Annotated in this window: 29 protein-coding genes; 16 read left to right on the forward strand and 13 right to left on the reverse strand. The window is 68.9% G+C overall.

Going from position 1 to position 26946, the window contains the following annotated elements; all coding sequences use genetic code 11:
• Positions 1–30: 30 nt before the first annotated feature.
• The 3 genes from MC45_RS15360 to MC45_RS15365 are packed head-to-tail and all read right to left on the reverse strand — an operon-like array spanning position 31 to position 1627.
• Positions 31–597, reverse strand: a complete 567-nt coding sequence (locus MC45_RS15360; protein ID WP_038665009.1) for a cytochrome c oxidase assembly protein — start codon at positions 595–597, stop codon at positions 31–33.
• Positions 594–728, reverse strand: coding sequence for a hypothetical protein (locus tag MC45_RS19955; RefSeq protein ID WP_281177470.1), 135 nt, complete (start codon positions 726–728; stop codon positions 594–596). Before MC45_RS19955 ends, MC45_RS15360 begins: the two co-directional genes overlap by 4 nt.
• Positions 725–1627, reverse strand: coding sequence for a heme o synthase (locus tag MC45_RS15365; RefSeq protein ID WP_137899795.1), 903 nt, complete (start codon positions 1625–1627; stop codon positions 725–727). Before MC45_RS15365 ends, MC45_RS19955 begins: the two co-directional genes overlap by 4 nt.
• A gap of 145 nt (positions 1628–1772) precedes the next feature.
• On the opposite strand from MC45_RS15365, the gene MC45_RS15370 reads away from it, so the two are divergent.
• Complete coding sequence (locus MC45_RS15370; RefSeq protein ID WP_038665014.1) at positions 1773–2666, forward strand: iron-containing redox enzyme family protein; 894 nt, start codon at positions 1773–1775, stop codon at positions 2664–2666.
• A 166-nt stretch (positions 2667–2832) separates the two neighbouring features.
• On the opposite strand, the gene MC45_RS15375 is transcribed toward MC45_RS15370, so the two are convergent.
• The 4 genes from MC45_RS15375 to coxB all read right to left on the reverse strand — a co-directional run bounded on the left by MC45_RS15375 (position 2833) and on the right by coxB (position 8882).
• Entirely contained in the window at positions 2833–4215 is a 1383-nt protein-coding gene (locus MC45_RS15375) for a DUF1501 domain-containing protein (RefSeq protein ID WP_038665016.1), read from the reverse strand.
• Between the two features lie 5 nt (positions 4216–4220).
• A complete protein-coding gene (locus MC45_RS15380; protein ID WP_245640745.1) occupies positions 4221–5930 on the reverse strand; it encodes a DUF1800 domain-containing protein in 1710 nt (569 codons plus the stop codon).
• Between the two features lie 149 nt (positions 5931–6079).
• Positions 6080–7741: a cytochrome c oxidase subunit I gene (gene ctaD / locus MC45_RS15385; protein ID WP_038665022.1), complete on the reverse strand. Its 1662-nt coding sequence runs from the start codon at positions 7739–7741 to the stop codon at positions 6080–6082.
• 1 nt (position 7742) lies between these two features.
• The gene (gene coxB / locus MC45_RS15390) at positions 7743–8882 is read right to left on the reverse strand and encodes a cytochrome c oxidase subunit II (protein ID WP_038667615.1); all 1140 of its coding nucleotides are present in this window, start codon (positions 8880–8882) and stop codon (positions 7743–7745) included.
• Positions 8883–9089: 207 nt separating this feature from the next.
• Here coxB and pyrE point away from each other — a divergent pair, with 207 nt between their 5' ends.
• From pyrE to MC45_RS15415, 5 genes are all read left to right on the forward strand, one after another.
• The gene (gene pyrE / locus MC45_RS15395; protein WP_038667618.1) at positions 9090–9671 is read left to right on the forward strand and encodes an orotate phosphoribosyltransferase; all 582 of its coding nucleotides are present in this window, start codon (positions 9090–9092) and stop codon (positions 9669–9671) included.
• Positions 9668–10399, forward strand: a complete 732-nt coding sequence (locus MC45_RS15400) for a pyridoxine 5'-phosphate synthase (RefSeq protein WP_038665024.1) — start codon at positions 9668–9670, stop codon at positions 10397–10399. The genes pyrE and MC45_RS15400 overlap by 4 nt, the downstream gene beginning before the upstream one ends.
• A gap of 165 nt (positions 10400–10564) precedes the next feature.
• Positions 10565–10975 (forward strand): holo-ACP synthase, encoded by a 411-nt coding sequence (gene acpS / locus MC45_RS15405; RefSeq protein WP_038665027.1) that lies wholly within the window; start codon positions 10565–10567, stop codon positions 10973–10975.
• Positions 10972–11919, forward strand: coding sequence for a signal peptidase I (gene lepB / locus MC45_RS15410; protein ID WP_038665030.1), 948 nt, complete (start codon positions 10972–10974; stop codon positions 11917–11919). Before acpS ends, lepB begins: the two co-directional genes overlap by 4 nt.
• A 1-nt stretch (position 11920) precedes the next feature.
• Positions 11921–12997 (forward strand): AI-2E family transporter, encoded by a 1077-nt coding sequence (locus MC45_RS15415; RefSeq protein ID WP_038665033.1) that lies wholly within the window; start codon positions 11921–11923, stop codon positions 12995–12997.
• Here the strand turns inward: MC45_RS15415 and MC45_RS15420 are convergent.
• Positions 12971–14026, reverse strand: a complete 1056-nt coding sequence (locus MC45_RS15420; RefSeq protein WP_038667621.1) for a glycosyltransferase — start codon at positions 14024–14026, stop codon at positions 12971–12973. The two genes, MC45_RS15415 and MC45_RS15420, sit on opposite strands and share 27 nt — an antisense overlap.
• Before the next feature lie 193 nt (positions 14027–14219).
• Here MC45_RS15420 and MC45_RS15425 point away from each other — a divergent pair, with 193 nt between their 5' ends.
• The 3 genes from MC45_RS15425 to MC45_RS15435 are packed head-to-tail and all read left to right on the forward strand — an operon-like array spanning position 14220 to position 16803.
• Positions 14220–15083 (forward strand): hypothetical protein, encoded by an 864-nt coding sequence (locus tag MC45_RS15425; RefSeq protein WP_245640746.1) that lies wholly within the window; start codon positions 14220–14222, stop codon positions 15081–15083.
• Complete coding sequence (locus MC45_RS15430) at positions 15080–15607, forward strand: DUF2141 domain-containing protein (RefSeq protein ID WP_038665039.1); 528 nt, start codon at positions 15080–15082, stop codon at positions 15605–15607. Before MC45_RS15425 ends, MC45_RS15430 begins: the two co-directional genes overlap by 4 nt.
• Entirely contained in the window at positions 15607–16803 is a 1197-nt protein-coding gene (locus MC45_RS15435) for a glycosyltransferase (RefSeq protein WP_038665042.1), read from the forward strand. The genes MC45_RS15430 and MC45_RS15435 overlap by 1 nt, the downstream gene beginning before the upstream one ends.
• A 428-nt stretch (positions 16804–17231) precedes the next feature.
• Here the strand turns inward: MC45_RS15435 and MC45_RS15440 are convergent, their stop codons facing one another.
• The 3 genes from MC45_RS15440 to ubiG form a co-directional block, all read right to left on the reverse strand.
• Positions 17232–17951 carry a polysaccharide deacetylase family protein gene (locus tag MC45_RS15440; protein ID WP_038665045.1) on the reverse strand — a complete coding sequence of 240 codons (720 nt, stop codon included), beginning with the start codon at positions 17949–17951 and terminating at the stop codon, positions 17232–17234.
• Positions 17948–19378, reverse strand: a complete 1431-nt coding sequence (locus tag MC45_RS15445) for a hypothetical protein (RefSeq protein WP_038665051.1) — start codon at positions 19376–19378, stop codon at positions 17948–17950. The genes MC45_RS15440 and MC45_RS15445 overlap by 4 nt, the downstream gene beginning before the upstream one ends.
• Positions 19379–19595: 217 nt before the next feature.
• Positions 19596–20321 (reverse strand): bifunctional 2-polyprenyl-6-hydroxyphenol methylase/3-demethylubiquinol 3-O-methyltransferase UbiG, encoded by a 726-nt coding sequence (gene ubiG / locus MC45_RS15450; RefSeq protein ID WP_038665054.1) that lies wholly within the window; start codon positions 20319–20321, stop codon positions 19596–19598.
• Positions 20322–20373: 52 nt separating this feature from the next.
• Here ubiG and MC45_RS15455 point away from each other — a divergent pair, with 52 nt between their 5' ends.
• From MC45_RS15455 to MC45_RS15465, 3 genes are all read left to right on the forward strand, one after another.
• A complete protein-coding gene (locus MC45_RS15455; RefSeq protein ID WP_038665056.1) occupies positions 20374–21636 on the forward strand; it encodes an aspartate kinase in 1263 nt (420 codons plus the stop codon).
• Positions 21637–21665: 29 nt separating this feature from the next.
• Positions 21666–22652, forward strand: coding sequence for an NAD(P)H-dependent flavin oxidoreductase (locus MC45_RS15460; RefSeq protein ID WP_038665058.1), 987 nt, complete (start codon positions 21666–21668; stop codon positions 22650–22652).
• Between the two features lie 200 nt (positions 22653–22852).
• Complete coding sequence (locus tag MC45_RS15465; protein WP_038665060.1) at positions 22853–23608, forward strand: hypothetical protein; 756 nt, start codon at positions 22853–22855, stop codon at positions 23606–23608.
• On the opposite strand, the gene MC45_RS15470 is transcribed toward MC45_RS15465, so the two are convergent.
• Positions 23598–23804: a helix-turn-helix transcriptional regulator gene (locus tag MC45_RS15470; RefSeq protein WP_038665063.1), complete on the reverse strand. Its 207-nt coding sequence runs from the start codon at positions 23802–23804 to the stop codon at positions 23598–23600. The two genes, MC45_RS15465 and MC45_RS15470, sit on opposite strands and share 11 nt — an antisense overlap.
• On the reverse strand, positions 23801–24211 hold the full coding sequence (locus MC45_RS15475; protein WP_156143853.1) for a hypothetical protein: 411 nt from the start codon (positions 24209–24211) through the stop codon (positions 23801–23803). The genes MC45_RS15470 and MC45_RS15475 overlap by 4 nt, the downstream gene beginning before the upstream one ends.
• Before the next feature lie 96 nt (positions 24212–24307).
• Between MC45_RS15475 and MC45_RS15480 the strand changes: the two genes are divergently transcribed.
• From MC45_RS15480 to MC45_RS15495, 4 genes are read left to right on the forward strand one after another with little or no spacing between them, the layout of a single operon-like run.
• Positions 24308–24766: a YbgC/FadM family acyl-CoA thioesterase gene (locus MC45_RS15480; RefSeq protein ID WP_038665067.1), complete on the forward strand. Its 459-nt coding sequence runs from the start codon at positions 24308–24310 to the stop codon at positions 24764–24766.
• Positions 24763–25455 carry a protein TolQ gene (gene tolQ / locus MC45_RS15485; protein WP_038665070.1) on the forward strand — a complete coding sequence of 231 codons (693 nt, stop codon included), beginning with the start codon at positions 24763–24765 and terminating at the stop codon, positions 25453–25455. Before MC45_RS15480 ends, tolQ begins: the two co-directional genes overlap by 4 nt.
• A gap of 4 nt (positions 25456–25459) precedes the next feature.
• Complete coding sequence (tolR, locus tag MC45_RS15490; RefSeq protein WP_038665073.1) at positions 25460–25900, forward strand: protein TolR; 441 nt, start codon at positions 25460–25462, stop codon at positions 25898–25900.
• Entirely contained in the window at positions 25900–26925 is a 1026-nt protein-coding gene (locus tag MC45_RS15495; protein ID WP_038665075.1) for a hypothetical protein, read from the forward strand. Before tolR ends, MC45_RS15495 begins: the two co-directional genes overlap by 1 nt.
• Positions 26926–26946 lie beyond the last annotated feature (21 nt).

The following is a 26946-nucleotide window of genomic DNA, read 5'->3' on the forward strand; positions in this document are numbered from 1 at the left end:
CCCTGTTCTCTAATCCTCTTGGGTGAACGCTTAGCCCGCGGATTTCGCGGAATCCACCGGGTAAAACGTATAGGAGAGCGTGATCGTCTCGACGTCGCGCGCATCGGGGTCGTCCATGATCTTCGGGTCGACGAAGAAGATCACCGGCATGCGCTGCGTCTCGCCGGGCTGCAGCGTCTGCTGGGTGAAGCAGAAACACTGGATCTTAGTGAAATATTTGCCCGCCTGGCTGGGGGTGACGTTGAACGTCGCGGTGCCGGTGATCGGCTTGCTGTCGGTGTTGGTCGCGGTGAAGAACGCCATGTCGCGCGCGCCGATCTTGACCGTTTCCGACCCCGCCTCGGGACGGAAGCGCCATTTCATTCCCGGCGCGACGTTGCTGTCGAAATCGATGCGGATCAGCTTGTTGACCGCGCCAGGCGCTTCCAGCCCGCGTTGCGTCGTGCCATTGAGGCCGGTGACCTGACAGAACAGGCGGTAGAGCGGGATGCTCGCCCAGGCGACGCCGGTCATGAAGCAGATGCCGAGCACCGCGAACAGCGCGGTGCGCAACTGACGCTTCGTCGCGGCGCTATCGGCCTGCGCCGGCGCGCTCATATCATCCCCTGGCGGATCTTGGTGATGGCGATCGCGAAGATCAGGATGACGAAGGCGCCGAGCAGCAGCGCCATCACCCGCGCGCGGGACCGCTGGCGCTGGCGGATCAGATCCTGTTCGTCGGGGGTCATGCGAACACCCAGCGGTCGACGACGAGCGCGCCGAACACGACGAAGAGGTAGAGGATCGAATAGCTGAACAAGCGCTTCTCCGGCTTCATCATATCGTCGGGGCGGGTGGTGCGGGTCGCGACGACGAGCGCGAGCGCGGCGAAGATCGCGGTGGTGACGGTGGCGACGCCGCCATAGAGCGGCCCCGTCAGGCCAAGCGGCCAGGGCAGGACCGCGACCAGCGCCATCGGGATGGTGTAGAGGCCGATCTGGCGGCGCGTCACCCGCTCGCCAGCGACGACGGGCAGCATCGGCACGCCGGCATTGGCGTAATCGGTCTTCACGAACAGCGCGAGCGCCCAGAAATGCGGCGGCGTCCACAGGAAGACGAGGCCGAACAGCAGCAGCGGCAGCAGCGCCACCTCGCCCGTCGCCGCCGCCCAGCCGATCAGCGGCGGAAAGGCGCCGGCGGCGCCGCCGATGACGATATTCTGCGGCGTGCGGCGCTTGAGCCAGACAGTGTAGATGAGGACGTAGAACAGGATCGAGACGGTCAGGATCGCCGCCGCGGCGAAATTCACCGCGAAATACATCAGGATGACGGAGAAGGCGGCAAGCCCGACGCCGAAGTGCAGCGCCGATTCGCGGTCCATCCGGCCATCGGGCAGCGGGCGTTTCTGCGTCCGCCGCATCTTGGCGTCGATATCCGCCTCATACCATTGGTTGAGCGCGCCCGCGGCGCCCGCACCGAGCGCGATGCACAGGATCGCGGTGAAGCCGAGCACCGGGTGGATGCCGACCGGCGCCGCGAGCATTCCGCACAGGCCGGTGAAGACGACGAGCGTCATCACCCGCGGCTTGGTCAGCGCAAGGAAGTCGCGCCAGTCGGCGGGGGGCAGCAGGGGCGTCGCGACCGTCATCATCGATCGGCTATACGCGCGGCGGGGGGCTTGGGGAAGCGGCGCGGGGGCCGGATCACGATCGTCCTGATCCATGTCAAGCGACTCGAAGGCGCAAGGAACGAACGATCGATCAAGCGGTTGGCCAGCCCACTAGGAGATTCGAATGGCTACCCGCATCGTTGACGCCGACCTACGCGCGTCACAATTCCTCACCGACAGCTTCCAGCGCGGGCTGGCCCATTGGAACCGGGAGCGGCTGGAACCGACGTTCCCCACCGCCGACTGGCAGCGCGTGCTCGACCGCGACGTCCGCATGCAGCGGCTCGAAGGGGGCTTCATCGAGGAGTTGCGCGAGGAGGTGGCCGCGGAAGCCGCCGCCGCGCCGACCGATGTCGAGGGCTTCATCGCCTGGTTCGAGGAACTGAAGCAGAGCGGCCCCGGCCAGCATGATCCGCTGTTCCCGTGGCTTGCCGAAGCGGCTGACCTCGACCAGCTGCGTTGGTTCTTCGAGCAGGAGGCTGCGGGCGAGGCGGGGTTCGACGATCTCGTCGCGATGACGCAGGTCAAGCTGCCGACCTATCCCAAGCTGGAACTCGCACGCAATTATTGGGACGAGATGGGCCGTGGCAATGCCAAGGGCATGCACGGGCCGATGCTCGACGCCTTGGTCGAGACGCTGGCGGTCAACCCGGTGATCGAAAATACGCTGTGGCAGAGCCTCTGCCTCGCCAATGCGATGACCGCGATGGCGACGAGCCGCCGCTATGCGTGGCATTCGGTTGGCGCACTCGGCGTGATCGAACTGACCGCGCCGGATCGCTCGGCGGCGACGGCCAAGGGGCTGCGCCGGCATGGCTTCTCCGACAAGGAGCGGCGCTATTTCGACCTGCATGCGGTGCTCGACATCAAGCACAGCGAGGATTGGAACCGCGAGGCGATCCGCCCGGCGGTAGAAGAGGATCCGCGCCGCGCGACCGCGATGGCGGAAGGCGCGCTGATTCGGCTGCGCTGTGGCGAACGCTGTTTCGAGGCGTATCGTGGCGTGCTGATGGGGTGACCCCAAGTCCTCCCCCGCAAGGGGGAGGTGGCGCGCCGAAGGCGTGACGGAGGGGGAGGGCAGGGCGGGCGTTCGGTAACCGGGCTCCCGCCTTGTCCTCCCCCTCCACCATTCGGCTGACGCCGAACGGTCCCCCTCCCCCTGGCGGGGGAGGAATTCGGTGGGTTTAGACGAAGCCCAGATTCCAGTTCGACGCATTGTAATTACCCATATTGGGCAACACCGTCGTCAGATCGCCGTTGCCGACTCCGAACCAGCTCGCCAGCGTCGCGGCATATTGGTCGACCGCGATCGTCGGCAGCAGCCGGCCCTGACCGACGTCATCGGGGGTGCCGTTGCCGACCTGCGGCGCAATGCCGTAGAAGCGTCTGCCCCGCACCGCGCCACCCATCACCAGATGATGGCTGCCCCAGCCGTGATCCGAGCCGTCGTCGTTCGACTGGAGCGTCCGGCCGAAATCGGAGGCGGTGAAGCTCGTCACCTTGTCGGCGACGCCGAGCGCGACGGTGGTGTCGTAGAAGGCGCGCATCGCATCGGCGACCTTGCCGATCAGCCCCGGCTGCACCGCGACGAGATTGTCGTGCAGGTCGAAGCCGCCGATCGACACGAAAAACACCTGTCGCTTGGCACCCAGTTGCGACGAGACCGAGATCAGCCGCGCGACCATCTTGAGCTGGTCGGCAAGCTGGTTGCCGGTCGGGAACAGCGTGAAGCCGCTCGCCGGGGCGGAGGCGAGCGCGCCGCTGACCTGCGCATAGGTATCGAGCGCGCGCTTGCTGACACGGGCATGCTCGTTGCCGAGCAGATGCGCGCTGCCGCCGGTCATCAGGCTGCGCAACGTCGCCGCCGCGGTACTCGACCCGTAGAGCGTCGTGCCGCCGCTGAGCGCGATCGGGCCGCCGGTGCCGATCGCATATTGCACCGCCGATTTGCCGGTGAGGTAGACCGCATTGCCGCTCGCATTGATGCAGGTCAGCGTCGACGCGCCATTGCCCGACTGGAACAGGTCGCCGATCCGCCCGCCCCAGCCCGAGGTCGCGCCCTCCGGGTTGGACGCCTGGAAATAGCTCTGCTGGTCGTTGTGGCTGAACAATTTGGGCGGCAGCTTGACAGCGTTCTGCTGGAATTGCGCCTTGGTGGTCGGCTGGACGAGCGTACCGACGTTGAGCGTCACCGCGAGCTTGCCCTGATCGAACAGCGGCAGCAGCGACCCCATCGTCGGCGCGAGTGCATATTGGCGGCCACCGGGCAGGCCGGCGGTCGGGTTGAGCACGGTGGCGGCGAGCGATTCGCGGGTCAGCGCGATGTTCGACCGCGCGGCGAGATAGGCGGCGTAGCTCGCCTGATCGTATGCCGCGACGGTGTTGGCGTAATCGTTGCCACCGTAGAGGAAGATGCAGACCATCGCCTTGTAGTCGGTCGCGGTCGCCGCCGCGGCCTCGCCGATCGCGGCGAGGCTGGTGACGAAGGGCGTCGCCACCCCCGCCACGCCCAGCGCGGCGGAGCGTTTGAGAAAGGCGCGGCGCGAGGAATCCCGGGTAAAGTCCATGATGGTCACCGCAGCGTCAGGAAGTCGGGAGAGGCGAGCGTCAGCAGCAATGCGATGCCGACGCGGTTGATCGCGGCGTTGGTCGCGGTCGTCGCGACACTGTCGACCGCGGCGCGGATCGCCGTGACGGTCGCGCTGCCGAGCTGGCCGGCGGCGAGCACGACGTTGATCTCGTCGACCAGCGCCGCGCTGTCGCCCGCCTTGGCGACGAGATCGGTATAATCGGGCTTGGCGTCGCCGGCGCCGTTGGCGACGAGAGACTGCATGTAATTGACGTAGGCGACGACGCTTTGTTCGTTGGTGATCTGGAATTCAGGCGCGACGAGCCCGGCATTGCCGATCGCGCTCGCCGGCGGCGTGTAGGCGGGGCGGAAGAAGTTGAAGACGGTCTGGCTGCGTCCCATCGACTGGCCGAGCCGGTTGGACTGGCTCGACGTGTCGCCGAACGCCCAGGCGTTGGATGGCGAGTCGACCTTGGCGAGCCGCGCCCAGCCGGTCAGCCGCATCACCGGCTCGCGCAGCTTGCCGGCGGTGGTGCTCGCCAGCGCATCGTCGCTGCGTGCCTCGGTATCGAGCAGGATCGCCTTGATCACCGACTTCATGTCGCCGCGCACCCCCGATCCGTTGTTGGCGAAGGTCGCGGCGACGCGGCCGACATAGCCGGCGCTCGGGTTGCTGGTGACGAGCCGCTGGATGAGCTGTTTCGAGACGAAGGGCGGCAGGTTCGGGTGGGCGAAGATCGTGTCGAGCGCGACCTTGACCGCCGCCATGCCGCCGCCGCTGGTCGAGGCGCCGAGGAAGCTCGCCGCGCCGGTCTCGTTGAGCGACGCGTTCATCACCAGCGGCTGGCGATAGCGATCGGGGGTGGTGTTGTCGGTGGTCGCGAGGCTCAATCCGGTGAAGACGCGGGCGAGGCCCGAGACGTCGGCCGGGCCGTAGGTTTCGAGCGGCACGCCGCCGCTCGTCCTGACGCTGCCGTCCATGTTGAGCTGGTAGAGGCCGAGCGTGAAGAGTTGCATCAGCTCGCGCGCGTAATTCTCGTCGGGCTGCGCGCCGGTCTTGGCATTCGCCTTGCGGTTGCCGAGGAAGGTGAGGAACGACCCCATCGCCGCATTGGTGGTGATCGCGTCGAGGAGCGTGCGGTAATTGCCGAAGGCGTTGTCGAGCAGCACGTCGACATAGGCGGCGGTGGCGAATTGCTTCCAGTTGAGATTGACGCCGCCGATGCCGACGACGAGCAAGTCGAGCAGCGCCATCCCGATCCGCTGGCGCAGCTGATCGGGCTCGACGATCATCTGCCGCCACAGCGTGGCGTCGAAACCCGTCTCGCTGTTGATGTTGGCGGCGACGTTATAGCCCCGGGCGACCAGCCAGTCCCAGTGCGAGGTGGCGCGCGGCAGCGCGAACTGGTCGTCGATCCAGCCTTCGTAGCGGCGGGCGACGATGCTCTCGATCATCGTGCGGGTGCCGCCCATGCTCGCCTGCGCGAGGAAGCGGCTCGCCTGCGTCGCGGTGATCGCGGCGGGGACGACGACGACCGGTGCGCTCGACGTCGGCGGTGCGCTGGCGGTGCCGCCGCCGCTGCTGCCGCCACCGCAGGCGGCGAGCAACAGCGCGGGTGCGATGACACCCCCGGCCTTGAGCGGCGGGGCGATGCCGCCCGCCTCGTCCAGATCGACGCACGCCCCCGCGTCCGCCCGGTCCTCGTCCAGCACTGATGTGATCCCCGACCCCGATACGCCGGAGCGCTTCCCGCAAGCGCCGCGTATGCGACGGAAACCTAGCCGTTACGGTCTTAACGAAGCGTTTTTGTGGCGCACCTGCAAACAAAGACCCCGGGGTTTCCCCCGGGGTCCTTGGTGCCTCAGTCGATCTTCGGCAGCGTCTCGAACTGGTGATAAGGCGGCGGCGAGGACAAGGTCCACTCCAGCGTCGTCGCGCCCTCGCCCCAGGGATTGTCGGGCGCCTTCGGCCCGGCGATCAGCGAATAGATCACGTTGACGAAGAAGATCACCATGCCCGCGGCCATGATCTCGTAACCGTGGCTCGCCAGCGCGTTCCACGTCGCATAGGCGTCCGGATAATCCGGATAGCGGCGCGGCATGCCCTGCAGACCGAGGAAGTGCATCGGGAAGAACAGCAGGTTCACGCCGACGAAGAACACCCAGAAATGCGCCTGGCCGAGGAATTCGTTGTACATCTTCCCGAACATCTTCGGGAACCAGTAATAGAAGCCGGCGAACAGGCCGAACACCGCGCCGAGCGACAGCACGTAATGGAAGTGCGCGACGACGTAATAGGTGTCCTGCATGTAATCGTCGATGCCGCCGTTGGCGAGCACGACGCCGGTGACGCCGCCGACCGTGAACATGAAGATGAAGCCGATCGCCCAGACCATCGGCGTCTTGAAGGTCAGCGAGCCGCCCCACATCGTCGCGATCCACGAGAAGATTTTGATGCCGGTCGGCACCGCGATGACCATCGTCGCGGCGGTGAAATACATCTTCACGTTCACTGACAGGCCGGTGACGAACATATGGTGCGCCCAGACGACGAAGCCGACGACGCCGATCGCGACCATGGCATAGGCCATGCCGAGATAGCCGAAGACGGGCTTGCGGCTGAACGTCGCGATGATCTGGCTGACGATGCCGAAGCCCGGCAGGATCATGATGTAGACTTCGGGGTGACCGAAGAACCAGAACAGATGCTGGTACAGGATCGGATCGCCGCCGCCGGCCGGATCGAAGAAGGTGGTGCCGAAATTGCGGTCGGTGAGCAGCATCGTGATCGCCGCGGCGAGCACCGGCAGCGCGAGCAGCAGCAGGAAGGCGGTGACCAGCACCGACCAGACGAACAGCGGCATCTTGTGCAGCGTCATGCCCGGCGCGCGCATGTTGAAGATGGTGGTGATGAAGTTGATCGCGCCGAGGATCGACGAGGCGCCGGCGAGGTGGAGCGACAGGATCGCCATGTCCACCGACGGTCCGGGTTCGCCATAGGTCGACAGCGGCGCATAGACCGTCCAGCCGGTGCCGGCACCGCCGAAGAAGGGCGAGGCGAGCAGCAGCGTGAACGCCGGGATGAGCAGCCAGAAGCTGACGTTGTTCATCCGCGGGAAGGCCATGTCGGGCGCGCCGATCATGATCGGCACGAACCAGTTGCCGAAGCCGCCGATCATCGCCGGCATCACCATGAAGAAGACCATGATGAGGCCGTGCGCGGTGATCAGCACGTTCCACAGGTGGAGCGCATGATCGAGCCCGCCATCGCCACCGGGCAGGAAGTTCGCCCAGCCGACGAGATACTGGATGCCCGGCTGCGCCAGCTCGGCGCGCATCAGCCCCGAGATCGCGCCGCCGATGATCCCCGCGATGATCGCGAAGATCAGGTAGAGCGTCCCGATGTCCTTGTGGTTGGTCGACATGAACCAGCGGGCGAAGAAGCCGGGCTTGTGGTCCGCATCGCTGTGCGCGTGATCGTCGTGCGCGACGAATGCGGAGGGGTGGAGGGCGGTGTCGGTCATCTTACTGTCCCGCGTTGCCGGTGGCCGGATTGCCGGTCGCACCCTGGCTGGAGGTGGGGGCGGTCGTCGTCACGTTCTCGACCGGGCCGGTGGCGGCATCGGCGGCATTGCCTTCCGCCTGCTTGGCGGCCGAGCCCTCGGCGCCGGGCTGCGGGATGACCTTGTCGCTGGCCTTGCCCGGGGTCGGCATCGTGCCGCCCTTGGCGCGGACCCAGGCGGCGAATTGTGCCAGCGGCACCGCTTCGACCGCGATCGGCATGAAGGCGTGGCGCGCGCCGCACAGTTCCGAACACTGGCCGAAATAGAGGCCGGGCTGCTTGATCGTGAAGCTCGTCTCGTTGAGGCGACCGGGGACCGCGTCGAGCTTGATCCAGAAGGCGGGAACCGCCCAGCTGTGGATCACGTCCTGAGAGGTGGTGATCAGGCGGATCGGCACGCCGACCGGCAGCACGATGCGATTGTCGGCGGCAAGCAGGCGGGGGCCGTCGGCATCGGTGCGGAACCGCTCGCCCTTGGCAACCTGATCCTTTTCCTTGAGCATGTTGGCGGTGACTTCGAAGCCGCCGTTATCGGGATATTGATAGCTCCAATACCATTGGTTGCCGATCGCCTTCAGCGTCACCGCGCCGGCCGGCGCGGGCTTGAACTGCGCCTGCAGCAGGCCGATCGACGGCACCGCGATCAGCACCAGGATGACGACCGGCGCCAGCGTCCAGACGATCTCGATCGCGGTATTGTGGCTGGTCTTCGACGGGATCGGGTTCGCCGCCTTGCGGAAGCGGAAGACGACCCAGAGCAGCAGCAGCAGCACGAACACGCAGATCGCGACGATCAGCGGCACCAGAATCGAATCGTGGAACCAGTGCGCGAACTGGCCATTGGTCGTCACCTGCGGCTGGATGCCGATGCGACCGGCGACGGGATGGCCGATACCGGGCTCGATCGTCGTCGCGGGTGCGCCGTCCTGCGCCAGCAGCGGCGAGGCGGGGGCCGCCGGCGCGGTGGCGTTGGCGGTGGTCGGCGCGATGTTGGAGACGCCGGCAGGCGCGGCGGCACCCTGCGGCGCGGCCTGCGATGCCGCGCTCAGACCGGCGAGGGCGACCCCGGCGGCGAGTGCTAACCCCTTGAACCTCTTGCGCATGCGTTTCGTCACCCCGTCCAGATTCCCTCGCCTGCCCGGCGAACGGGCCGTTATGGCGTATGACTACGCCCCTTTTGCCATGGCCTATACGCGGGCGCCGTCCCGGCCTCAAGCACCTGACCCATGTTTATCGCTTGCGCCCGCTTGGCGGCGGCGCGGCGACTTCCTATGAGCGACCGCATCCGACCGACTTATCCGGGACCGCCGATGACCGACGACGACGTGCTGGCCGAATTCCGCGCCGCCGATGCCCTGCTCGAGGGGCATTTCATCCTCTCGTCCGGCTTGCGCAGCCCGCGCTACCTGCAATGCGCGCGCGTGCTGATGGACCCGCGCCGCGGCGCGCGCCTCGCCGAGGCGCTGGCGGCGCGCATCCCCGCCGAGATCCGCGGGCGGATCGCCGCGGTCGTCGCGCCGGCGATGGGCGGCGTCATCGCCGGCCACGAAATGGCGCGCGCGCTCGGCGTCGAGGCGATGTTCGTCGAGCGGCCGACCGGCACGTTCGAGCTGCGCCGCGGCTTCCGGCTCGAATCCGGGCAGGAGGTGCTGATGATGGAGGACGTCGTCACCACCGGATTAAGCTCGCGCGAGGCGATCAAGGCGATCGAGGCGGCGGGCGGCACGGTGATCGCCGGCGCCGCGCTGGTCGACCGCTCGGGCGGCACCGTCGATCTCGGCGTGCCGTTCTTTCCGCTGATCCGCCTCGACGTGCCGACCTATGCGGCCGACGCGCTGCCGCCCGAACTGGCGGCGATCCCCGCGATCAAGCCGGGGAGTCGCGCGGCGTGACCCGGACGCTGCGGCTGGGGGTCAATATCGATCACGTCGCGACGGTGCGCAACGCGCGCGGCGCGGGCTATCCCGATCCGGTGCGCGCCGGGCTGCTCGCCGCCGAAGCGGGGGCGGATGGGATCACCGCACATCTGCGCGAGGACCGGCGGCACATCACCGACGACGATATCGCGCGGCTGTCGGCGGAACTGACCATCCCGCTCAACCTCGAAATGGCGGCGACCGACGAGATGCTCGCGATCGCGCTGCGCCATCAGCCGCATGCCGCATGCATCGTGCCGGAAAAGCGCGAGGAGCTCACCACAGAGGGCGGGCTGGACGCGGCGGGGCAGCACAACCGGCTCGCGCCGCTGGTCGGCGCGCTGGCCGCGGCACGGATCCGCGTGTCGCTGTTCATCGAACCCGATCCGCGCCAGATCGAGGCGGCGATCCGACTCGGCGCGCCGGTGGTCGAGCTGCACACCGGCCGTTATGCCGAGCTGGACGGCGAGGCGCGCACCGCCGAGCTGCGCCGGCTGTCGGACGCCGCGGCGCTGGCGGCGAAGAACGGCATCGAGGTGCATGCCGGCCATGGCCTGACCTTCGACAATGTCGGGCCGATCGCCGCGATCCCGCAGGTGCGCGAGCTCAACATCGGCCATTTCCTCGTCGGCGAGGCGCTCTTCGTCGGGCTGGGCGACGCGGTGCGCCGGATGCGCGAGGAGATGGATGCCGCCCGTGGGTGAGCCTTATTCCTCCCCGGCACGGGGAGGGGGACCGCCGGCCGCAGGCCGGTGGTGGAGGGGGGGCTCCATGGGCGCGCCCCTATCTTTGGCGGAAGCGTATGCGGAAGCCCCCCTCCACCACCGCTGCGCGGCGGTCCCCCTCCCCGTGCCGGGGAGGAATGGGGTATGATCGTCGGGCTCGGCTCAGACCTGTGCAATATCGAGCGGATCGCCGCCTCGCTCGACCGGTTCGGCGCGCGGTTCGAGGCGCGCGTGTTCACCGACGCCGAGCGCGCACGCGCCGCGCGGCGGCCGTTCACCAAGGCGGGCACGCTCGCCAAGCGCTTCGCCGCCAAGGAGGCGTTTTCGAAGGCGGTCGGGACCGGGTTCAAGGCGGGCGTGTTCATGAAGGACATCGGCGTCGTCAACGCGCCCTCGGGCGCGCCGACGCTGGCGCTGACCGGCGGCGCGAAGGAACGGCTTGACGGCATGATCCCCGAGGGCCACGTCGCTCGCATACATTTGACTTTGACCGACGATCATCCCTGGGCCCAGGCCTTCGTGATCATCGAGGCGATCCCGGACCCCAAGGCATGAAGGAAGCGGTGTTGGACGGCAGCAACCCCAGCGAGGCAGCGGTCCCCGCGCCCGCGCCACCGGCCGCCGCACGCAAGAAGACCGACTGGTGGGGCGAGATCAAGGGCATCTTCTGGCTGATCCTGATCGTGCTCGGCTTCCACAGCTTCATCGCCAAGCCATTCTATATCCCGTCCGAATCGATGCTGCCCGGCCTGCGCATCGGCGACCGGCTGGTGGTGTCCAAATTCGCCTACGGCTGGTCGTTCGTCTCGCCGACGATCCCCAATCCGGTCGCGATCTTCAAGGGCGTGGTGATGCGCCAGCCCGAGGAGAGCTGGAGCGTTGGCCTGCCGTTCATCCACGGCCGGCTGTTCGGCAGCCTGCCGCAGCGCGGCGACGTCGTCATCGTCACCCCGCCGGGCACCCGCAACGACTATATCAAGCGCGTCATCGGCCTGCCCGGCGACACGCTGGCGGTGCGCGGCGGCGTCGTGATCCTCAACGGCAAGCCGATCCCGCGCGGGCCGCTGCATTACGTCGACCTGCCGGTCGACACCAACAGCCCGTGCAGCGACCGCGACTATTTCGGCGCGCGCCGGCCGGCCGCGGGTGGCGGCTATGTCTGCCATCTGCCGCTCGTCACCGAGACGCTGCCCGGTGGCCGCCATTACGACACCGTCGACCTCGAACCCGACAGCCCCGGTGACAATTATCCGCAGGTCACCATCCCGGCCAATCACGTCTTCCTGATGGGCGACAATCGCGACCGCTCGGCGGACAGCCGTTTCCCGCTCGCGCAGCTCGGCCTCGGCGGGCCGGTGCCGTATGAGAATCTCGGCGGACGTGCCGAATTCCTGACCTTCAGCCTCGACGGCGACGCGACGCTCAACCCGCTGAGCTGGTGGGGGTCGCTGCGGTCGGGTCGCGCCGGACTGTCCCTCCACCCAGCCACGGGACAATGACGTGAGCGAGACGCCGGCGACCCAGGACCCCAGCCCCAACGAGCTGCGCGATCCCTTCGTCCGGCGCGAGCTGAAGCGCGCGGCGGTCTGGCTCGGCCTCGCCGCGGCGATGGCGCTGGCGGTGATCCTCGTCCAGCCGCTGCTGATCATCTTCGCGGGCCTCGTCTTCGCGGCGCTGCTCGACGGCGGCGTGCGGCTGCTCGGCAAGGTGCTGCCGATCGGGCGCGGCTGGCGGCTGCTGATCGTCGTGCTGCTGACGATCGCCTTCCTCGCCGGCACCTTCTACCTCACCGGCGTGCAGGTCGCCGACCAGTTCTCGCAATTGCGCGCGACGCTGGAGACGCAGGCCAACCGGCTGGCGCGCTGGCTGAGCGGGCAGGGGCTGATGCCCGGTGCCTCCGACGTCAGCGGCATCGCGCGCCAGGCGCTGAGTTCGGTCGGGCGGATCACCTCCTGGGTCGGCACCGCGTTCGGGGCGCTGACGACGATGTTCATGATCATCGTCATCGGCCTGTTCGTCGCGATGGACCCCGGCACCTACCAGCGCGGGCTGGAATGGATGGTGCCGCGGCGCAATCGCGCCGAATTCGCGACGGTGCTCGACCGGATGGGCAAGATCCTGCGCCGGCTGCTCGCGGGGCGCCTGCTCGGCATGCTCGCGGAGGGGATATTGACCGGCATCGCGCTGTCGATCGGCGGCGTGCCGATGGCGATGATCCTCGGCATCCTCACCGGGCTGCTCGCCTTCATCCCCAATATCGGCGCGTTCATCAGCGGTGCGCTGATGATCGCGGTCGGCTTCTCGGCGGGCACGCACATCGGCTTCTGGGCGGTCGGCACCTATGTCATCGTCCAGGGGTTCGACGGGTACGTGCTGCTGCCGATCGTCGCCAAGAAGACGGTCGACCTGCCGCCGGCGCTGACGCTGGGCGCGCAGATCATGGCGAGCGCGCTGTTCGGCATCCTCGGCCTCGCGCTCGCCGATCCGATGACCGCGATGATCAAGACCGCGCTGGAGCGCAGCTCGGAACGTGAGGCCGAGCGCGACGGCTCAGACGAGGGTGTCGAACAGGCGTAGGTAGCGCGCCGCCGAATCGCCGCCGGGCTGCGGCACCGGGGCGGGGCGGGGCGCGACGAGCCAATGGTTGAGCGCGGCGGCGAGGCCGGCGGCATCCTCCGGCGCGACGACGCTGCCGAGGCGCGGATCACCCACGATCTCGCGCACCGCCGGGCTCGATGCGGTGGCGACCACCGGCGTTCCCACCGACAGCGCCTCGCGCAGCACCCCCGGCACGCCCTCGTAATCGGAGGGCAGCGCCAGCACCGCCGCCGCCGCCATCGCCGGCAGCGGGTCGCCGACATGGCCGGGCAGGTGGACGCGCCCGGCAAACCCCGCCGCGGCGACCTGCCGCTCCAAGGCGGGGCGCAGCTCGCCCTCGCCGAGGATGACGACGCCGACGTCGTCGGGCAGCGCCGGGATCGCGGCGATCAGCCGGTCCCAGCGCTTCTGCGGCACCAGCCGGCCGACGCCGAGCACGATGCGGCCGGGCGGCAGCGCCGCGCCGCCCGTGCCGACATCCGTCGCGCGCGGTGCCGGCGGATTGGGGATGACGCTGGTCCGCCGCTCCATCCGCATCGCCCGCGCCGCCAGCGCCGCGGTCGCCGGCGTCATCGCGACGAGATGATCGAGGAAGCGGCCGTGCTGGGCCAGCCACAGCCGGTGCCCGGCGCCCATGATCCGGCCATGATCGGCGCGATCGATCGCGTTGGACAATTTGGCGACGATCGGCGGGCAGGCATCGCCGAGCCGCCAGCGCAGCCACGCGGCCACCAGGGTATAATGATTGCCGGGGCAGAAGATGAGATCGGGGCGCAGCCGCAGCGTGATCGCCGCCAGCCTTCGCTGCGCGACGTAGCGGCGATGGCCGAGCGGCTCGAGTCCCAGCCCCGCGGGCAGATCGGCGGCGAGCGGGCCGCCGGCGTCGCCGATCGCCAGCGTTACCCGCCGCCCCGCGCCCAGCCATTGCGCCGCCAGCCGCAATTGCGCGCGCTCGACGCCGCCACCCGATAAATCTTGTGCAAAGGTAAGGATATGGTCGGCAGACATGGTCGTGGACCGCTGTGCCACAGAGCTTCGTGACGCGACAGTGAAACGAAATTCATGTGCAACACAGGGGCGATAGGGCTAAGCGACCCCCCATCGTCATCGTTCGGATCAACGGGTGCAGATCGATCACAGTGCCGGCCGTCCCCTCGTCGAGATCGTGCCGCCCTCCCCCGACATCGCGGGACTCCAACCCTTGAAGACCATCAAGAGCCGCTGGCCTGCGATCATCGGCGCCTTGGTGACGTTGGCGATGCTGGCCGGCCTCGCGCACGAGCTGCTGAGCTCGGGGCTTGCCGGACTGGACCGGGCGACGCCGCGCGACCCGTTGTTCTACATCGCCTTCGCCGCGCTCTATTTCGTGCCGCCGTTGGCCGATTACTGGATCTTCCGGCGGCTGTGGCACATCCCCCTCGGCGGGCTGGTCGCGCTCATCAAGAAGCGGATCGCGAACGACGTCGTCATGGGCTATTCCGGCGAGGCCTATTTCTACGCCTGGGCGCGCGCCCGCGCGCAGCTCGTCGCGGCGCCGTTCGGCGCGGTCAAGGACGTGTCGATCCTGTCGGCGATCGCCGGCAATGCGGTGACGCTGGCGATGATCGCGGTGGCGCTGCCGGTCGGCCGCAACCTGATCCCGCCCGAGATGATGCGCTACGTCTACGGCTCGCTGGCGGTGATCTTCGGCACTTCGCTGCCGTTCCTGATCTTCTCGCGCAAGGTGTTCTCGCTGCCGCGGGGCGAGCTGTGGGCGATCTTCGGCATCCATTGCCTGCGCCTGATCCTCGGCGGCTTCTTCCTCGCGCTCGCCTGGGCGCTGGCGATGCCGAGCGTCGCGATCGGCACCTGGCTGTTCCTGTCGGCGGGGCGCATGCTGTTCTCGCGCCTGCCGCTGCTGCCCAACAAGGACCTGCTGTTCGCCAATTTCGCGATCCTGATGATCGGCGAGGACCAGGCGCTGTCCGAGCTGATCGCCTTCACCGCGGGGGCGGTGCTGCTGATCCATGCGCTGCTGATCGTCGCCTTCGGCATCCATCACCTGCTGACGAGGAAGCCGTCATGACCCCGTCGGCGATCCTTGCCGTTCTGCTGCCCGCGGCGCTGCTGCTCGCCGCGCCCGCCGCGGCGCAGGTGCTCGGCAGCGACGCGGCGGCGTGCAATCCCGGCGGCGGCCCGGCGATCCTCGCGCAGATCGCCGGGCTCAAGGATCGCAAGGGCCGGATCAAGCTCGAACTGTATCCCGCCAACGAGACCGACTTCCTCGCCGACGATTCGGTGCTGCTCGCCGCGGGCAAGACCTTCCGCCGGGTGTGGACGGCGATCCCGGTGAGCGGCCAGGTGCAGGTGTGCATCCGCGTGCCGCGCCCCGGCCGCTATGCGCTGTTCGTCACGCACGACCGCGACGGCAAGAACAAGTTCAACTTCTTCGCCGACGGCGCCGGCTTCCCCGGCCCCGGCAAGATCGGCATGTCGCGGCCCAAGGTCGAGCGCGCGCTGGTCGACGTCGGCACCGCCACCGCCGAACGCACCGTCCAGATGCAATATCTGCACGGCCTCGGCGGCTTCTCGCCGACCAGGGACGAGTGATGCGGATCGTCGACGTCAACGAGATCTATTCGCCGACCGGCGGCGGCGTGCGCACCTATATCGATCGCAAGATCGAGGTGCTGGCCAGCATGGGTCACGAGCTGATCGTGCTCGCCCCGGGCCGCGAGGACCGGATCGAGGAGCGGCCCGGCGGCGGCGCGGTCCATTACATCAAGGCGCCGGGCATGCCGTTCGACGCCAATTACGGCCTGTTCTGGGATGCCGAGCCGATCCACCGCCGGCTCGACGCGCTCGACCCCGACGTGGTCGAGAATTGCTCGCCGTGGAAATCGGCGTGGATCGTCGCGCAATGGCAGGGTGGCGGGAAGGGGCGCGCGCTGCGCTCCTATTTCATGCACAACGACAATCTGGAGGCCTATCCCAAGCGCTGGTTCAAGCCGGTCGCCTCGGCCCCGCGGATCGAGCGCGCCTTCGCCTGGTATGACCGCTATCTCAGCCACTGCCTCGCGCAATATGACACGGTGGTCACCAACGGCCCGTCGCTGACCAAGCAACTGGCGGCGCGCGGCATCCGCGTCGATGCGACGATGCCGCTCGGCATCGAGCGCGCGCATTTCTCCCCCGATCTGCGCGACGAGACGCTGCGCGCCGCGCTGCTGCGCCAATGCGGCCTGCCGCCGGAGGCGCAATTGCTGCTCGGCGTCGGCCGCCATCATCCCGAGAAGCGCTGGCCGACGGTGATCGACGCGGTGCAGCGGATCGGGACGCAGGCGCCGGTCGGGCTGGTCATCCTCGGCCAGGGGATGGATACCAAGACGCTCGAACGGCATATCGGCGCCAATCCGCACATCCGGCTGTTCCGCCCGGTCTACGACCGGCGGCGGCTGGCGACGATCATGGCGAGCGCCGACGTCTATATCCACGGCTGCGGCACCGAGACGTTCGGGCTGGTCCCCGCCGAGGCGCTGGCGAGCGGCACGCCGCTGATCGTGCCCGACGGCGGCGGCACGGCGGAGATCGCCGATCCCTTGTTCGCCGAAGTCTATGCGCAGCGCGACGCGCACAGCTGCGCCGATGCGATCCAGCGGATGCTCGCGCGCGACCGTGCGATCGTGCGCCGCGCCGCGCGGGTGGCGTCGGCGACGGTCCGCAACGACGAGGAACATGCCGCCGATCTGGTGGCGCATTACGCCGCGGCGATCGCGGCGCGCGACGGGGTACGGAAGCGGGCGTGACGGCCCCTTAAGGGCCTCTATCGAAGGTTCATGCCGAGCGTGTCGGACGAAGTGAGCCTCGGGCCCGCCGAAAAGCCAAAAGCGAACCATCGCTTATGCCGCTGTCCTCCAACCGTTCGCCCTGAGCCTGTCAAAGGGCGTGGCCACAGCGGGACCGCCGTGTGTGGCGCCGCGTGCTTCGACAGGCTCAGCACGAACGGTGTCGGGCTGATCCGCCAGCTATCCCGCCAGCTCCGCATAGACCGCCGGGCGATGCCGCCGGAACCCCGGGAAGGTCGTCGTGATGCGCTCCAGCCGTCGCTTATGCCGCTGTCCTCCAACCGTTCGCCCTGAGCCTGTCGAAGGGCGTGGCCACCAGCGAGACCGCCGTATGTGGCACCCCGTGCCTCGACAGGCTCAGCACGAACGGTGTCGGGCTGATCCGCCGGCTACCCCGCCAGCTCCGCATAAGCCGCCGGCCGATGCCGCCGGAACGCCGCGAAGGTCGTCGTGATGCTCTCCAGCAGCGCCGGCACGGTCGTGTCGCCCGGATGCACCGCGATCCGCACGTTGCGCGTCGGCTGCAAGACGTGGCGCAGCGCGCCCGCCGCGGCGAGCGAGCTCAGCTGTCGCATCCGCGTCCGGCTCGCCCAGGTGATCACCGGCCCGCGCGCGACCACGGCGCCGCCCGGCCGCCATACCCGCGCATGATCCTCGGCGAGCGCGAACCCCGCATCCGCCAGCGCCGCGCGCGCGCCTTCCGAATAGAGCCACGCCGGCGCGATGAAGCCCGTCGCCGCGCGCCCGGTGATCTCCTCGACCAATGCCTTGCCGCGCCGCATCCGCGCCAGCGCCTCGGCGTGGCTGAGGCCGAGGAATTCGCCCTCGCCGGCGGTCATGTGCCTCGCCTTCAGCGCCGCGGCGCGACCGGCATGGGCGCTGTCGTCGCGATGCGTCCAGCCGTGGACGAACATTTCGACCCCCTCGTCCGCCCAGCCGCGCAGCCGGGCGGCGAAGGCGGGGGTGATCGGGGCGCTCGACCAGTGATCGGGGACGACGAGCATCGCCAGCCGCCGCCCGACGTGCGGGGCGAGATGGTCGAGCAGGCGGTCGACCTCGCCCTCGAAGCGGGGCGAGACGTCGTGGATGGAGGCGAACAGGCGTTTCATCGCGCGCGATGATAGACGCGGAGATGCTCGTTGCCCATCGGCAGCGTGGCGGTAAGCCGGTAATCGCGCGCCATCGCCGCGGTCACGATCGCATGCGCGGCGGGGCGCTCGCCGCGATAGGGCGGGCGGATCACGACGACCGCAGGCCGGGCGGCGAGGATGCGGCGGATCTCGGCGTCCTGATCGACCCCGGTCGCCCCCGCCTCGCGGAAGCGGATCAGGTGCGAGGGCACCAGATAGCGCGACAGCGCGCAGCGCCCGGTCGCACTGTAGAGCATGTCGGTCCCCGAATAGACGTACAGGCACCCCGGACCGCGCCCGACCGCCTGCGCCAGCGCGGTGAGCTCGCCCGCGTCGCCGCGACCGGCACGCTGCAGGATCAGCACGATCTGGCCGGCGAGCGCGGCGGCGAGCAGCAGCACCGGGGTGCGCCAGCGTTGCCAGTCGGACCGGCCGAGCATGCCGGCCGCGGCAGCGCAGGCGGGGAGCAGGACGGGCAAAGCGTAATGATCGAACCACGGCCGGAAGATCGCGACGCTGCCGATCGACACCGCCAGCCACAGCGCGACGAACCGCCGCTCGCGCCCGTGCGCGCGACCGCCGCGGCTGCGCCGGAGCGCGAGGACCGCCAGCGTCACGATCGGCGAGACGATCAGGATCATCTCGCCGATATTGCCGGCCAGCTCCGACAAGGGATCGGGATTGCGGTGGAAGATCGACAGGAAATTGGCGAAGACGAAGGCGTCCCACTGGCCGATCGCCGCATAATATCCGGCGGCCAGCGCGGTCGGCAGCAAAGCGACGACGATCAGCGCCACGCCATAGCCGATCACCCGCAGCGGCCGGCGCGTCGCGTCCCAGCGATCGGCGAGGAGCCACAGGCCGAAGAAGATGCCTTCGAACACCACCGAATATTTGATCTGCACGGCGACGCCGACCAGCGCCATGATCAGCAGGCCGTGCGAGGCGCGATGCGGCGGCGGACGCAGCGCGAGCGATGCGGCGGCGAGCATCAGCAGATTGTAGAAGACCGGCGATTGGCCGCTCTGCCCGCCCAGCAGGTCGAGCCAGAGGATATAGGCGAGCGCGCCGGCGGTCGCCCCTGCGCCGAAGCCGAGCCGCTCGGCGAGCCGGGCGATCCCCCAGGCGGTGGCGACGGTGCTGGCGAGGGCGAGCGCCTGATAGCCCCAGATGCCGGCGGGGAAGCCGAGCGCGGCGGGGACGGCGTAGAGCAGGAACAGCCCGACCGGCTTGCGGTCCCAGATGTCGACGAAGGGCAACGCCCCCTGCCACATCCGGTGCGCGGTGACGAAATAGAATTCCTCGTCGACGTGGACGAGCGGATTGCCGAAGGTCAGCGCCCGCGCGGCGATCGCGACGAGCAGGAGGATCGGCAGCCGCAGCCGCGGGTTGGCAAGGAGAGGCATCGCGCCGGGCGGTAGCGGCGGCCGGCTGGATTGGGAAGGCGGCTCCGGTTCCTCTCCCCGGCGAGGAGGGGCCACCGCTTATGATCGATTTGGGAGCCGGACGTGTTTCCAAACCCGCTCCGTCACCCCGGCCTTGCGCCGGGGTCCCGCTTCTTCGGATCGCGCGACGAAGCGGGATGCCGGATCAAGTCCGGCATGACGAGGATTTTACGCGCCGTCAGACGCGTTTCGCCGTCACGAAATAGTCGAGCTGCGTCGAGCCGCTCAGCACGAACCCGGTCGCCGGCGAGAAGCCGAGTCCCTGCACGTCGGTCACCGTCAGTCCGGCGCGCTCCAGCAGGTCGGTGAGATCCTCGGGGGTGAGGAACTTGTCCCAGTCGTGCGTGCCGCGCGGGATGCGGCCGGTGCCTTCCGCCAGCGTGATCAGCGCGAGGCGCGACAGCGGCGTGCGGTTGGGGGTCGAGAGCACCAGCAGGCCGCCGTCGGCGAGCGATTCCGCGAGCCCGCGGACGAAGCCGGCAGGATCGGCGACATGCTCGATCACCTCGAGGCTGGTGACGAGGTCGAAGCGGCCGGTCATCGCCTCGACGCCGACCGCGCGATAATCGATCGCGAGCCCCGCCTGCGCGGCATGCGCCTGCGCCACCGCGATATTCTCCGCCGCCGCGTCGATCCCCGTCACCGCCGCGCCGAGCCGCGCCAGCGGCTCGCACAGCAGCCCCGCGCCGCAGCCGACGTCGAGCGCGGTCTTGCCGGCGAGCGGCGTGAAGCTGGTGTCGTCGCCGTCCCAGTGCAGATCGACCGCGGCGCGTATATAGCCGAGCCGTACGGGGTTGAGCTTGTGCAGCATCGCCGAAGAGCCCTTCGGGTCCCACCAGTCCTTCGCCATCGCGCCGAAATGTTGCGCCTCGCGCGGATCGATCGTGCTGCTTGCCATCATCATGGCCGCTACCTATCAGGGCGGCCCCTTTACCCCAAGGAGTTTGGCGACGCAGATGGCACGCATCGTGATGAAGTTCGGCGGCACGTCGATGGCCGGGATCGAGCGCATCAGGAGCGTCGCCGCGCGCGTCAAACGCGAGGTCGAGGCGGGCAATCAGGTCGCGGTGGTCGTCTCGGCGATGGCGGGCGAGACCGACCGGCTGGTCGGCTTCTGCCGCGAGGCCTCGTCGCTCTACGATCCGCGCGAATATGACGTCGTCGTCGCCGCGGGCGAACAGATCACCAGCGGGCTGCTCGCGATCGCCTTGCAGGCGGCGGGCGTGCCGGCGCGCTCGTGGCTCGGCTGGCAATTGCCGATCCATACCGACGACGCGCACGCCAAGGCGCGGATCGGCAGCATCGAGGTCGACGCGCTCAACGCCAGCATGGCGGCGGGCGAGGTCGCGGTGATCCCCGGTTTCCAGGGCCTGTCGGACGACGGCCGCGTCACCACGCTCGGCCGCGGCGGTTCGGACACGTCGGCGGTGGCGGTGGCGGCGGCGATGAAGGCCGACCGTTGCGACATCTACACCGACGTCGACGGCGTCTACACCACCGACCCGCGCATCGTGCCGCGCGCGCGCAAGCTCAACAAGGTGACGTACGAAGAGATGCTGGAACTCGCCAGCGTCGGCGCGAAGGTGTTGCAGACCCGTTCGGTCGGCCTCGCGATGAAGGAACAGGTCCGCGTCCAGGTGCTCTCGTCCTTCACCGGACCCGAGGCGCCGATGGCGGACACATTGCCCGGTACGATGATCGTGGGCGAAGAGGAGATCGACGACGTGGAACGCCAGCTCATCACGGGTATCGCGCACGACAAGAACGAGGCGAAGATCACGCTGACCAGCGTCCCCGACCAGCCGGGCGCGGTGTCGGCGATCTTCGAGCCGCTCGCCGCGGCGAACATCAACGTCGACATGATCATCCAGAATATCGCGCACAACCACGGCTCGACCGACGTCACCTTCACCGTGCCGTCCGCCGATCTGGCGCGCAGCCTTGAGGCGCTCAACCAGGCGCGCGAGACGATCGGCTTCGCCGAACTGGTCCACGACACGCGCGTCGCCAAGGTCTCGGTGGTCGGCGTCGGCATGCGCAGCCATGCCGGCGTCGCCAGCACGATGTTCACCACGCTCGGCAAGCGCGGCATCAACATCCAGGCGATCTCGACCAGCGAGATCAAGGTCAGCGTGCTGATCCACGAGGACGAGACCGAACTCGCCGTCCGCATGCTGCACACCGCCTACGGCCTCGACGCCGCGGACGCCGCCGCGTGACCGTCGGCCAGGAGCGTTTGCAGCGCCGTATGGCGCGCGGCGCCGCCTTCCTCGGATCGGACGTCGCGATCATGGCGGGCGCCATGTCGTGGGTGTCGGAGCGCAACCTCGTCTCGGCGATGTCGAACGCCGGCGGCTTCGGCGTGATCGCCTGCGGCGCGATGACGCCCGAGCTGCTCGACGCCGAGATCGCCGCGACGAAGGCGATGACGGACAAGCCGTTCGGGGTGAACCTCATCACCATGCATCCGGCGCTGTTCGACCTGATCGCGGTATGCACCAAACATGGGGTCGGCCATGTCGTGCTCGCCGGCGGCCTGCCGCCCAAGGGCTCGCTCGAGGCGATCAAGGCGGGCGGTGCCAAGGTGATCTGCTTCGCGCCGACGCTGGCGCTCGCCAAGAAGCTGATCCGCTCGGGCGTCGATGCGCTGGTGATCGAGGGGATGGAGGCGGGCGGCCATATCGGTCCCGTCTCGACCAGCGTGCTCGCGCAGGAAATGCTGCCCGAGATCGCCGAATCGGTACCGGTGTTCGTCGCCGGCGGCATCGGTCGCGGCGAGGCGATCGCCGGCTATCTCGACATGGGCGCGGCGGGCGTCCAGCTCGGCACGCGCTTCGTCTGCGCGACCGAATCGATCGCCCACGCCAATTTCAAGAAGGCATTCATCCGCGCTTCGGCGCGCGATGCGGTGGCGAGCGTCCAGCTCGACCCGCGGCTGCCGGTGATCCCGGTGCGTGCACTCAAGAATGCGGGCGGCGAATTGTTCACCGCCAAGCAGCGCGAGGTGGCGCTGAGCCTCGACGAGGGCGCGGTCGCGATGGGCGAGGCGCAATTGCAGATCGAACATTATTGGGCGGGCGCGCTGCGCCGCGCGGTGATCGACGGCGACGTCGAGCACGGCTCGGTGATGGCCGGCCAGTCGGTCGGCATGGTGACGAAAGAAGAACCGATCGCCGAGATCATCGGCGCGCTGGTCGCCGAGGCAGCGGCGGCGCTGGAGAAAAGGGCGGGGTGAGCATTCCTCCCCGGCTCGGCGAGGTGGCGCGGCGAAGCGGTGACGGAGGGGGGCTTCCGCAAGCGCAACGTGCGTGGAAGCCCCCCTCCACCAGCTACGCCGGTCCCCCCCCGTGCCGGGGAGGAATTGTTCGTCGCTTACTGCGCGTTAACCATTTCTGCCGCAGAGTCTGACCGGCCGGGGGGCAGGGAAGGACTGCGATGCGCCATATCATAGCTCTCACCGGCGTCGGTCTGGCGCTGCTCGCCGGTTGCGCGGTCAGGCCGAAGGTGGTCGCGGTCGCGCCGCCGCCGGTCCCCGTAGCGCCCACGCCGGTCGCGCTTGCGATGCCGAAGGGCGCCTATGTCGGGATGCAGATCCCGACGCTGATGGGCGACGGTCGCTATGCTACGCCCAATCGCAACCTGTCCGCCGACGGGGCCGTCTGGCATCTGCGCGCCGCGCTCAACGTCGCCGCGCTCGCCTGCCGCGGGCCGGACGAAGCGGCGATCATCGCCGGCTACAATGCGCTGATCGCGCAGCAGAAGGTCGTCCTGAACGGCGCTCAGACGCGGCTCACCGCCGAATATAAGGCGGCGGGCGGCGACTGGCAGGATCGCTACGACGACCAGATGACGCGGCTCTACAATTTCTTCTCGCAAAGCCAGGCGCGCGAGCCGTTCTGCAACGCCGCGGCGGCGACGCTCGCCGATGGCGCGACGGTGACCGCCGCCGATCTGCCCGCTTTCGCGCAAGGCCGGCTGGCGGTGCTGGAGAAGCCGTTCACCGATTTCTACGCCGCCTATGACGCGTGGCGCGCCGAACGCGCCGCCGCGACTCGTATGGCGATGGCCACCACCGCGCCGCCGCGCGCATTGGTGGTGCAGGCGGTCCCCGCCGCCGCGCCGCCACCACGCCCGCGGCTCGAACTCGACCCCAGCGTGTTCGTCGATACCAGCACCACCGTCACGCGCTGATCCGGAACAATGCCTCCACAGGGCGGTCGAGTACGGCCGCCAGTTTCAATGCGAGGATCGTCGAGGGGACGAACACGCCGTTCTCAACCGTGTTGATCGTCTTGCGGCTGACCCCGGCCCGCTCCGCGAGCGCCGCCTGCGTCAGGCCGAGCCGCTCGCGTTCCTCCTTGAGGCTGTTGAGGAGGATTTCGTTCATCGCGCCGCGCGCAATTCGAGCGTTGCGAAGCTGACGAGGGTCGCGACCAGCGTTGCCGTGAGGATGGTGCGCGCGGTAAGGATCGCGGTCATCGGTAAGAGCGTGGCGAGGAGCGACAGGAGAAGCGCCGCGACGAGGGCGGCCCAGAATCCGCTGGTGATCGCCATCGCCCGATGCTGACGCGTCGATTCATCGTTGACCAGCGCTTTGAGTCGTCGAGACCGGAGCAGGCCGACGGTAAAGATATTGGCGGCCGCCAGTCCGATCGTGACGAACCAGGGCAGCAGGCGCACCGGATCGTTTTCCCGCCCCGTGATGACGAGCGAAAACACCAGCACGATCGCTAGCAGATAGAAGATGATGGCGCGTTGCATTGAAACGCGTTCGGCCTTGTCGATATCACCCACGTCAACCTCCTGTAACTCACAGGTTACATGTAACCCATGCGTTACATCCGTCAACAGGGTTCCCCCTGCGCGCAGGTTCGGTTAACGCCGGCCGTGATGAGGGACGAGGACCAGCCGCAGGCAGGACGCTTCTTGGGAGCCGAGCATCGCTTCGCGGTGCGCGTCTACTTCGAGGACACCGATCTGTCGGGCGTCGTCTATCACGCCAATTACCTGCGCTACATGGAGCGTGCGCGCTCCGACATGCTGCGCCTCGCCGGCATCGACCAGCGCGCCACGCATGACGCGGGCGAGGGCGCCTATGCCGTCGCCGATCTCGCCATCCGCTATCGTGCACCGGCGCGGCTCGACGATGCGCTGCTCGTCGTCAGCCGCGTGATCGCCGTGCGCGCCGCCAGCGTCGTCATTCATCACACAGTCAGGCGCGGTTCGCTTGTCTTGGCGGAGGCCGAGGTCACGGTGGCGCTGGTCGCGCCGTCGGGGCGGCCGAAGCGTCAACCGGCCGCCTGGACGGATATCTACCAAAGCCTGATCTGGCAGGGGACCAATTCATGAATCCGGTGTTCAACATGGATGCGGCGACGCTGTCGCCTGTCGCGCTCTTCCTCCAGGCCGATCTCGTGGTGAAGTTCGTGATGGCCGGGCTGCTGCTCGCCAGCATCTGGACCTGGGCGCTGATCATCGCCTTCTGGCGGCGGCTCGGCCGCATCCGCAAGGGCATGGCCGGGTTCGAACGCGACTTCTGGAAAGCGGAGGATATCGACGCCTTCTACAAGGCGGAGGCGGACAAGGACCTGCCCTCGGCGCGGGTATTCGTCGCCGGCGTGAAGGAATGGCGCCGCTCGACCGCGGGCGGCTCGATCGACAAGGGCGGCACGCGCGAGCGGCTCGCGACCGCGATGGGCGCGGCGGCGGCGCTGGAGATCGACACGATCTCCGACCGGCTCAACATCCTCGCGACGATCGGCTCGGTAGCGCCGTTCGTCGGGCTGTTCGGCACCGTCTGGGGGATCATGCGCAGCTTCACGGGGATCGCGCAGGCGCAGAATTCCTCGCTGGCGGTGGTCGCGCCGGGCATCGCCGAGGCGCTGTTCGCGACCGCGATCGGCCTGTTCGCGGCGATTCCTGCGGTGATCGCCTACAATCGCTTCAGCCACGGCGTGAACCGCATCGAGGCGGCACTGAACCGCTTCGCCGACGGCTTCCACACGACGCTGTCGCGCCAGCTGGACAGCGGGCGCTGATCCGATGGGCATGAATCTCCCATCCAACCGGGGGCGCGGGCGGCGGGCGCCGGTCGCCGATATCAACGTCACGCCGCTGGTCGACGTGATGCTGGTGCTGCTGATCATCTTCATGGTGACCGCGCCGCTGCTCACCGCCGGCGTGCCGGTCAATTTGCCCGACAGCCGCGCCAAGGCGCTCGATCAGGACCAGAAGCCGGTGCAGCTCTCGCTCGACGCGAGCGGCAAGCTGTTCCTCGACGACGAGGAGATCGGCGAGGCGGCGCTGCCGCAGCGGCTGGAACAGATCGCCGCGGTCCAGGCCGGCGGACAACCGCCGCAGATCTTCCTGCGCGCCGATCGCGCGCTCGATTACGGGCGGGTGATGCGGGTGATGGGCGAACTCAACCGCGCCGGGCTCAACCGCGTCTCGCTGCTGACGGTTGAAGGCGGAAGCGCGCGCTGATGGATCGGGCGGAGAAGATCGGACTGGGCGTTGCGGTCGTCGGGCATGTCGTGCTCTTCGGCCTGCTGTCGGTCGGCTTTCTTGCGACGCCCAATCCGCAGAAGTTGCAGCAGACCCCGATGGAGGTCAGCCTGGTCAAGGACGTCGCGCTCGAGGCGACCGCGCCGCAGGCGGTGACGCCGCCGGCGCAGTCGATCGCGCCCGAGGAAGGCGAGCCGGAAGACGCTGCGCCGCCGCCCGAGCCCGCTGCGGAGCCGGCACCCGAGCCCGAACCCGCGCCGCCCGCACCCGCCCCGAAGCCGGCGCCCGCCAAACCGGCTCCGCCCAAGCCCGCGCCGCCGAAACCGGCGCCCGCACCCGCGCCCAAGCCGGCCCCGGTCAAGCCGCAGCCCAAGCCCAGGCCTGCGGCGGAGGCGCCGGCCAAGCCGTCGCCCAAGCCCGCGCCTGCCAAGCAACTGGCCAAGCCGGCAAAGGCCGCACCGGAGAAGCCCGCCGCCAAGGCACCTGCCGCTCCCGCCAAGACTGCGGGCAAGCCGTCGACCGCACCGGCCAAGCCCGCCGCTGCCAAGGGATCGGGCAGCAGCGAGAGCGCGAAGACCGCCAAGCCGCGCGGCTCGCGCCTCGGCTCGGACTTCCTCGCCGGGCTGACCAGCGATCCGTCGCCGAGCAAGTCGACCGCGCCGCGCGCCGCCAAGATCGACGGCCGCGCGATGGCGTCGATCGTCCAGGCGATCGCGCGCCAGATCCAGCCCTGCGCCGACCGGCAGGTCAATCCGGGGCCGGGCGCCAATGAGATCGTGACGACGCTCAACCTGCGCCTCAACGAGGACGGCACGCTCGCCGCGACGCCGCGGATGGTCCGCCAGTCGGGCGTCACCGACGAGAACGAGCGCTACAAGCAGCGCGTCGTCGATCTCGGCGTGGCGGCGTTCAAGGGCTGCGCGCCGCTCAAGCTGCCGGCCGAATATTATTCGACGCCGTCGGGCGGGTGGAACAACATCAACTTCCAGTGGAAGCTGCAGTGATGGGCGCGGGGCATCTTTCTT

It is taken from the genome of Sphingomonas taxi (assembly GCF_000764535.1).
In the GTDB taxonomy this organism is placed as follows: Bacteria; Pseudomonadota; Alphaproteobacteria; order Sphingomonadales; family Sphingomonadaceae; genus Sphingomonas; species Sphingomonas taxi.

What these genes read in the sequence shown, in the direction of transcription:
- MC45_RS15360 (WP_038665009.1), bottom strand. Translation starts at nt 597, where the DNA reads ATGAGCGCGCCGGCGCAGGCCGATAGCGCCGCGACGAAGCGTCAGTTG.
- MC45_RS19955 (WP_281177470.1), bottom strand. Translation starts at nt 728, where the DNA reads ATGACCCCCGACGAACAGGATCTGATCCGCCAGCGCCAGCGGTCCCGC.
- MC45_RS15365 (WP_137899795.1), bottom strand. Translation starts at nt 1,627, where the DNA reads ATGACGGTCGCGACGCCCCTGCTGCCCCCCGCCGACTGGCGCGACTTC.
- MC45_RS15370 (WP_038665014.1), top strand. Translation starts at nt 1,773, where the DNA reads ATGGCTACCCGCATCGTTGACGCCGACCTACGCGCGTCACAATTCCTC.
- MC45_RS15375 (WP_038665016.1), bottom strand. Translation starts at nt 4,215, where the DNA reads ATGGACTTTACCCGGGATTCCTCGCGCCGCGCCTTTCTCAAACGCTCC.
- ctaD (WP_038665022.1), bottom strand. Translation starts at nt 7,741, where the DNA reads ATGACCGACACCGCCCTCCACCCCTCCGCATTCGTCGCGCACGACGAT.
- coxB (WP_038667615.1), bottom strand. Translation starts at nt 8,882, where the DNA reads ATGCGCAAGAGGTTCAAGGGGTTAGCACTCGCCGCCGGGGTCGCCCTC.
- pyrE (WP_038667618.1), top strand. Translation starts at nt 9,090, where the DNA reads ATGACCGACGACGACGTGCTGGCCGAATTCCGCGCCGCCGATGCCCTG.
- acpS (WP_038665027.1), top strand. Translation starts at nt 10,565, where the DNA reads ATGATCGTCGGGCTCGGCTCAGACCTGTGCAATATCGAGCGGATCGCC.
- lepB (WP_038665030.1), top strand. Translation starts at nt 10,972, where the DNA reads ATGAAGGAAGCGGTGTTGGACGGCAGCAACCCCAGCGAGGCAGCGGTC.
- MC45_RS15420 (WP_038667621.1), bottom strand. Translation starts at nt 14,026, where the DNA reads ATGTCTGCCGACCATATCCTTACCTTTGCACAAGATTTATCGGGTGGC.
- MC45_RS15430 (WP_038665039.1), top strand. Translation starts at nt 15,080, where the DNA reads ATGACCCCGTCGGCGATCCTTGCCGTTCTGCTGCCCGCGGCGCTGCTG.
- MC45_RS15435 (WP_038665042.1), top strand. Translation starts at nt 15,607, where the DNA reads ATGCGGATCGTCGACGTCAACGAGATCTATTCGCCGACCGGCGGCGGC.
- MC45_RS15440 (WP_038665045.1), bottom strand. Translation starts at nt 17,951, where the DNA reads ATGAAACGCCTGTTCGCCTCCATCCACGACGTCTCGCCCCGCTTCGAG.
- MC45_RS15445 (WP_038665051.1), bottom strand. Translation starts at nt 19,378, where the DNA reads ATGCCTCTCCTTGCCAACCCGCGGCTGCGGCTGCCGATCCTCCTGCTC.
- ubiG (WP_038665054.1), bottom strand. Translation starts at nt 20,321, where the DNA reads ATGATGATGGCAAGCAGCACGATCGATCCGCGCGAGGCGCAACATTTC.
- MC45_RS15455 (WP_038665056.1), top strand. Translation starts at nt 20,374, where the DNA reads ATGGCACGCATCGTGATGAAGTTCGGCGGCACGTCGATGGCCGGGATC.
- MC45_RS15460 (WP_038665058.1), top strand. Translation starts at nt 21,666, where the DNA reads ATGGCGCGCGGCGCCGCCTTCCTCGGATCGGACGTCGCGATCATGGCG.
- MC45_RS15465 (WP_038665060.1), top strand. Translation starts at nt 22,853, where the DNA reads ATGCGCCATATCATAGCTCTCACCGGCGTCGGTCTGGCGCTGCTCGCC.
- MC45_RS15470 (WP_038665063.1), bottom strand. Translation starts at nt 23,804, where the DNA reads ATGAACGAAATCCTCCTCAACAGCCTCAAGGAGGAACGCGAGCGGCTC.
- MC45_RS15480 (WP_038665067.1), top strand. Translation starts at nt 24,308, where the DNA reads ATGAGGGACGAGGACCAGCCGCAGGCAGGACGCTTCTTGGGAGCCGAG.
- tolQ (WP_038665070.1), top strand. Translation starts at nt 24,763, where the DNA reads ATGAATCCGGTGTTCAACATGGATGCGGCGACGCTGTCGCCTGTCGCG.
- tolR (WP_038665073.1), top strand. Translation starts at nt 25,460, where the DNA reads ATGGGCATGAATCTCCCATCCAACCGGGGGCGCGGGCGGCGGGCGCCG.
- MC45_RS15495 (WP_038665075.1), top strand. Translation starts at nt 25,900, where the DNA reads ATGGATCGGGCGGAGAAGATCGGACTGGGCGTTGCGGTCGTCGGGCAT.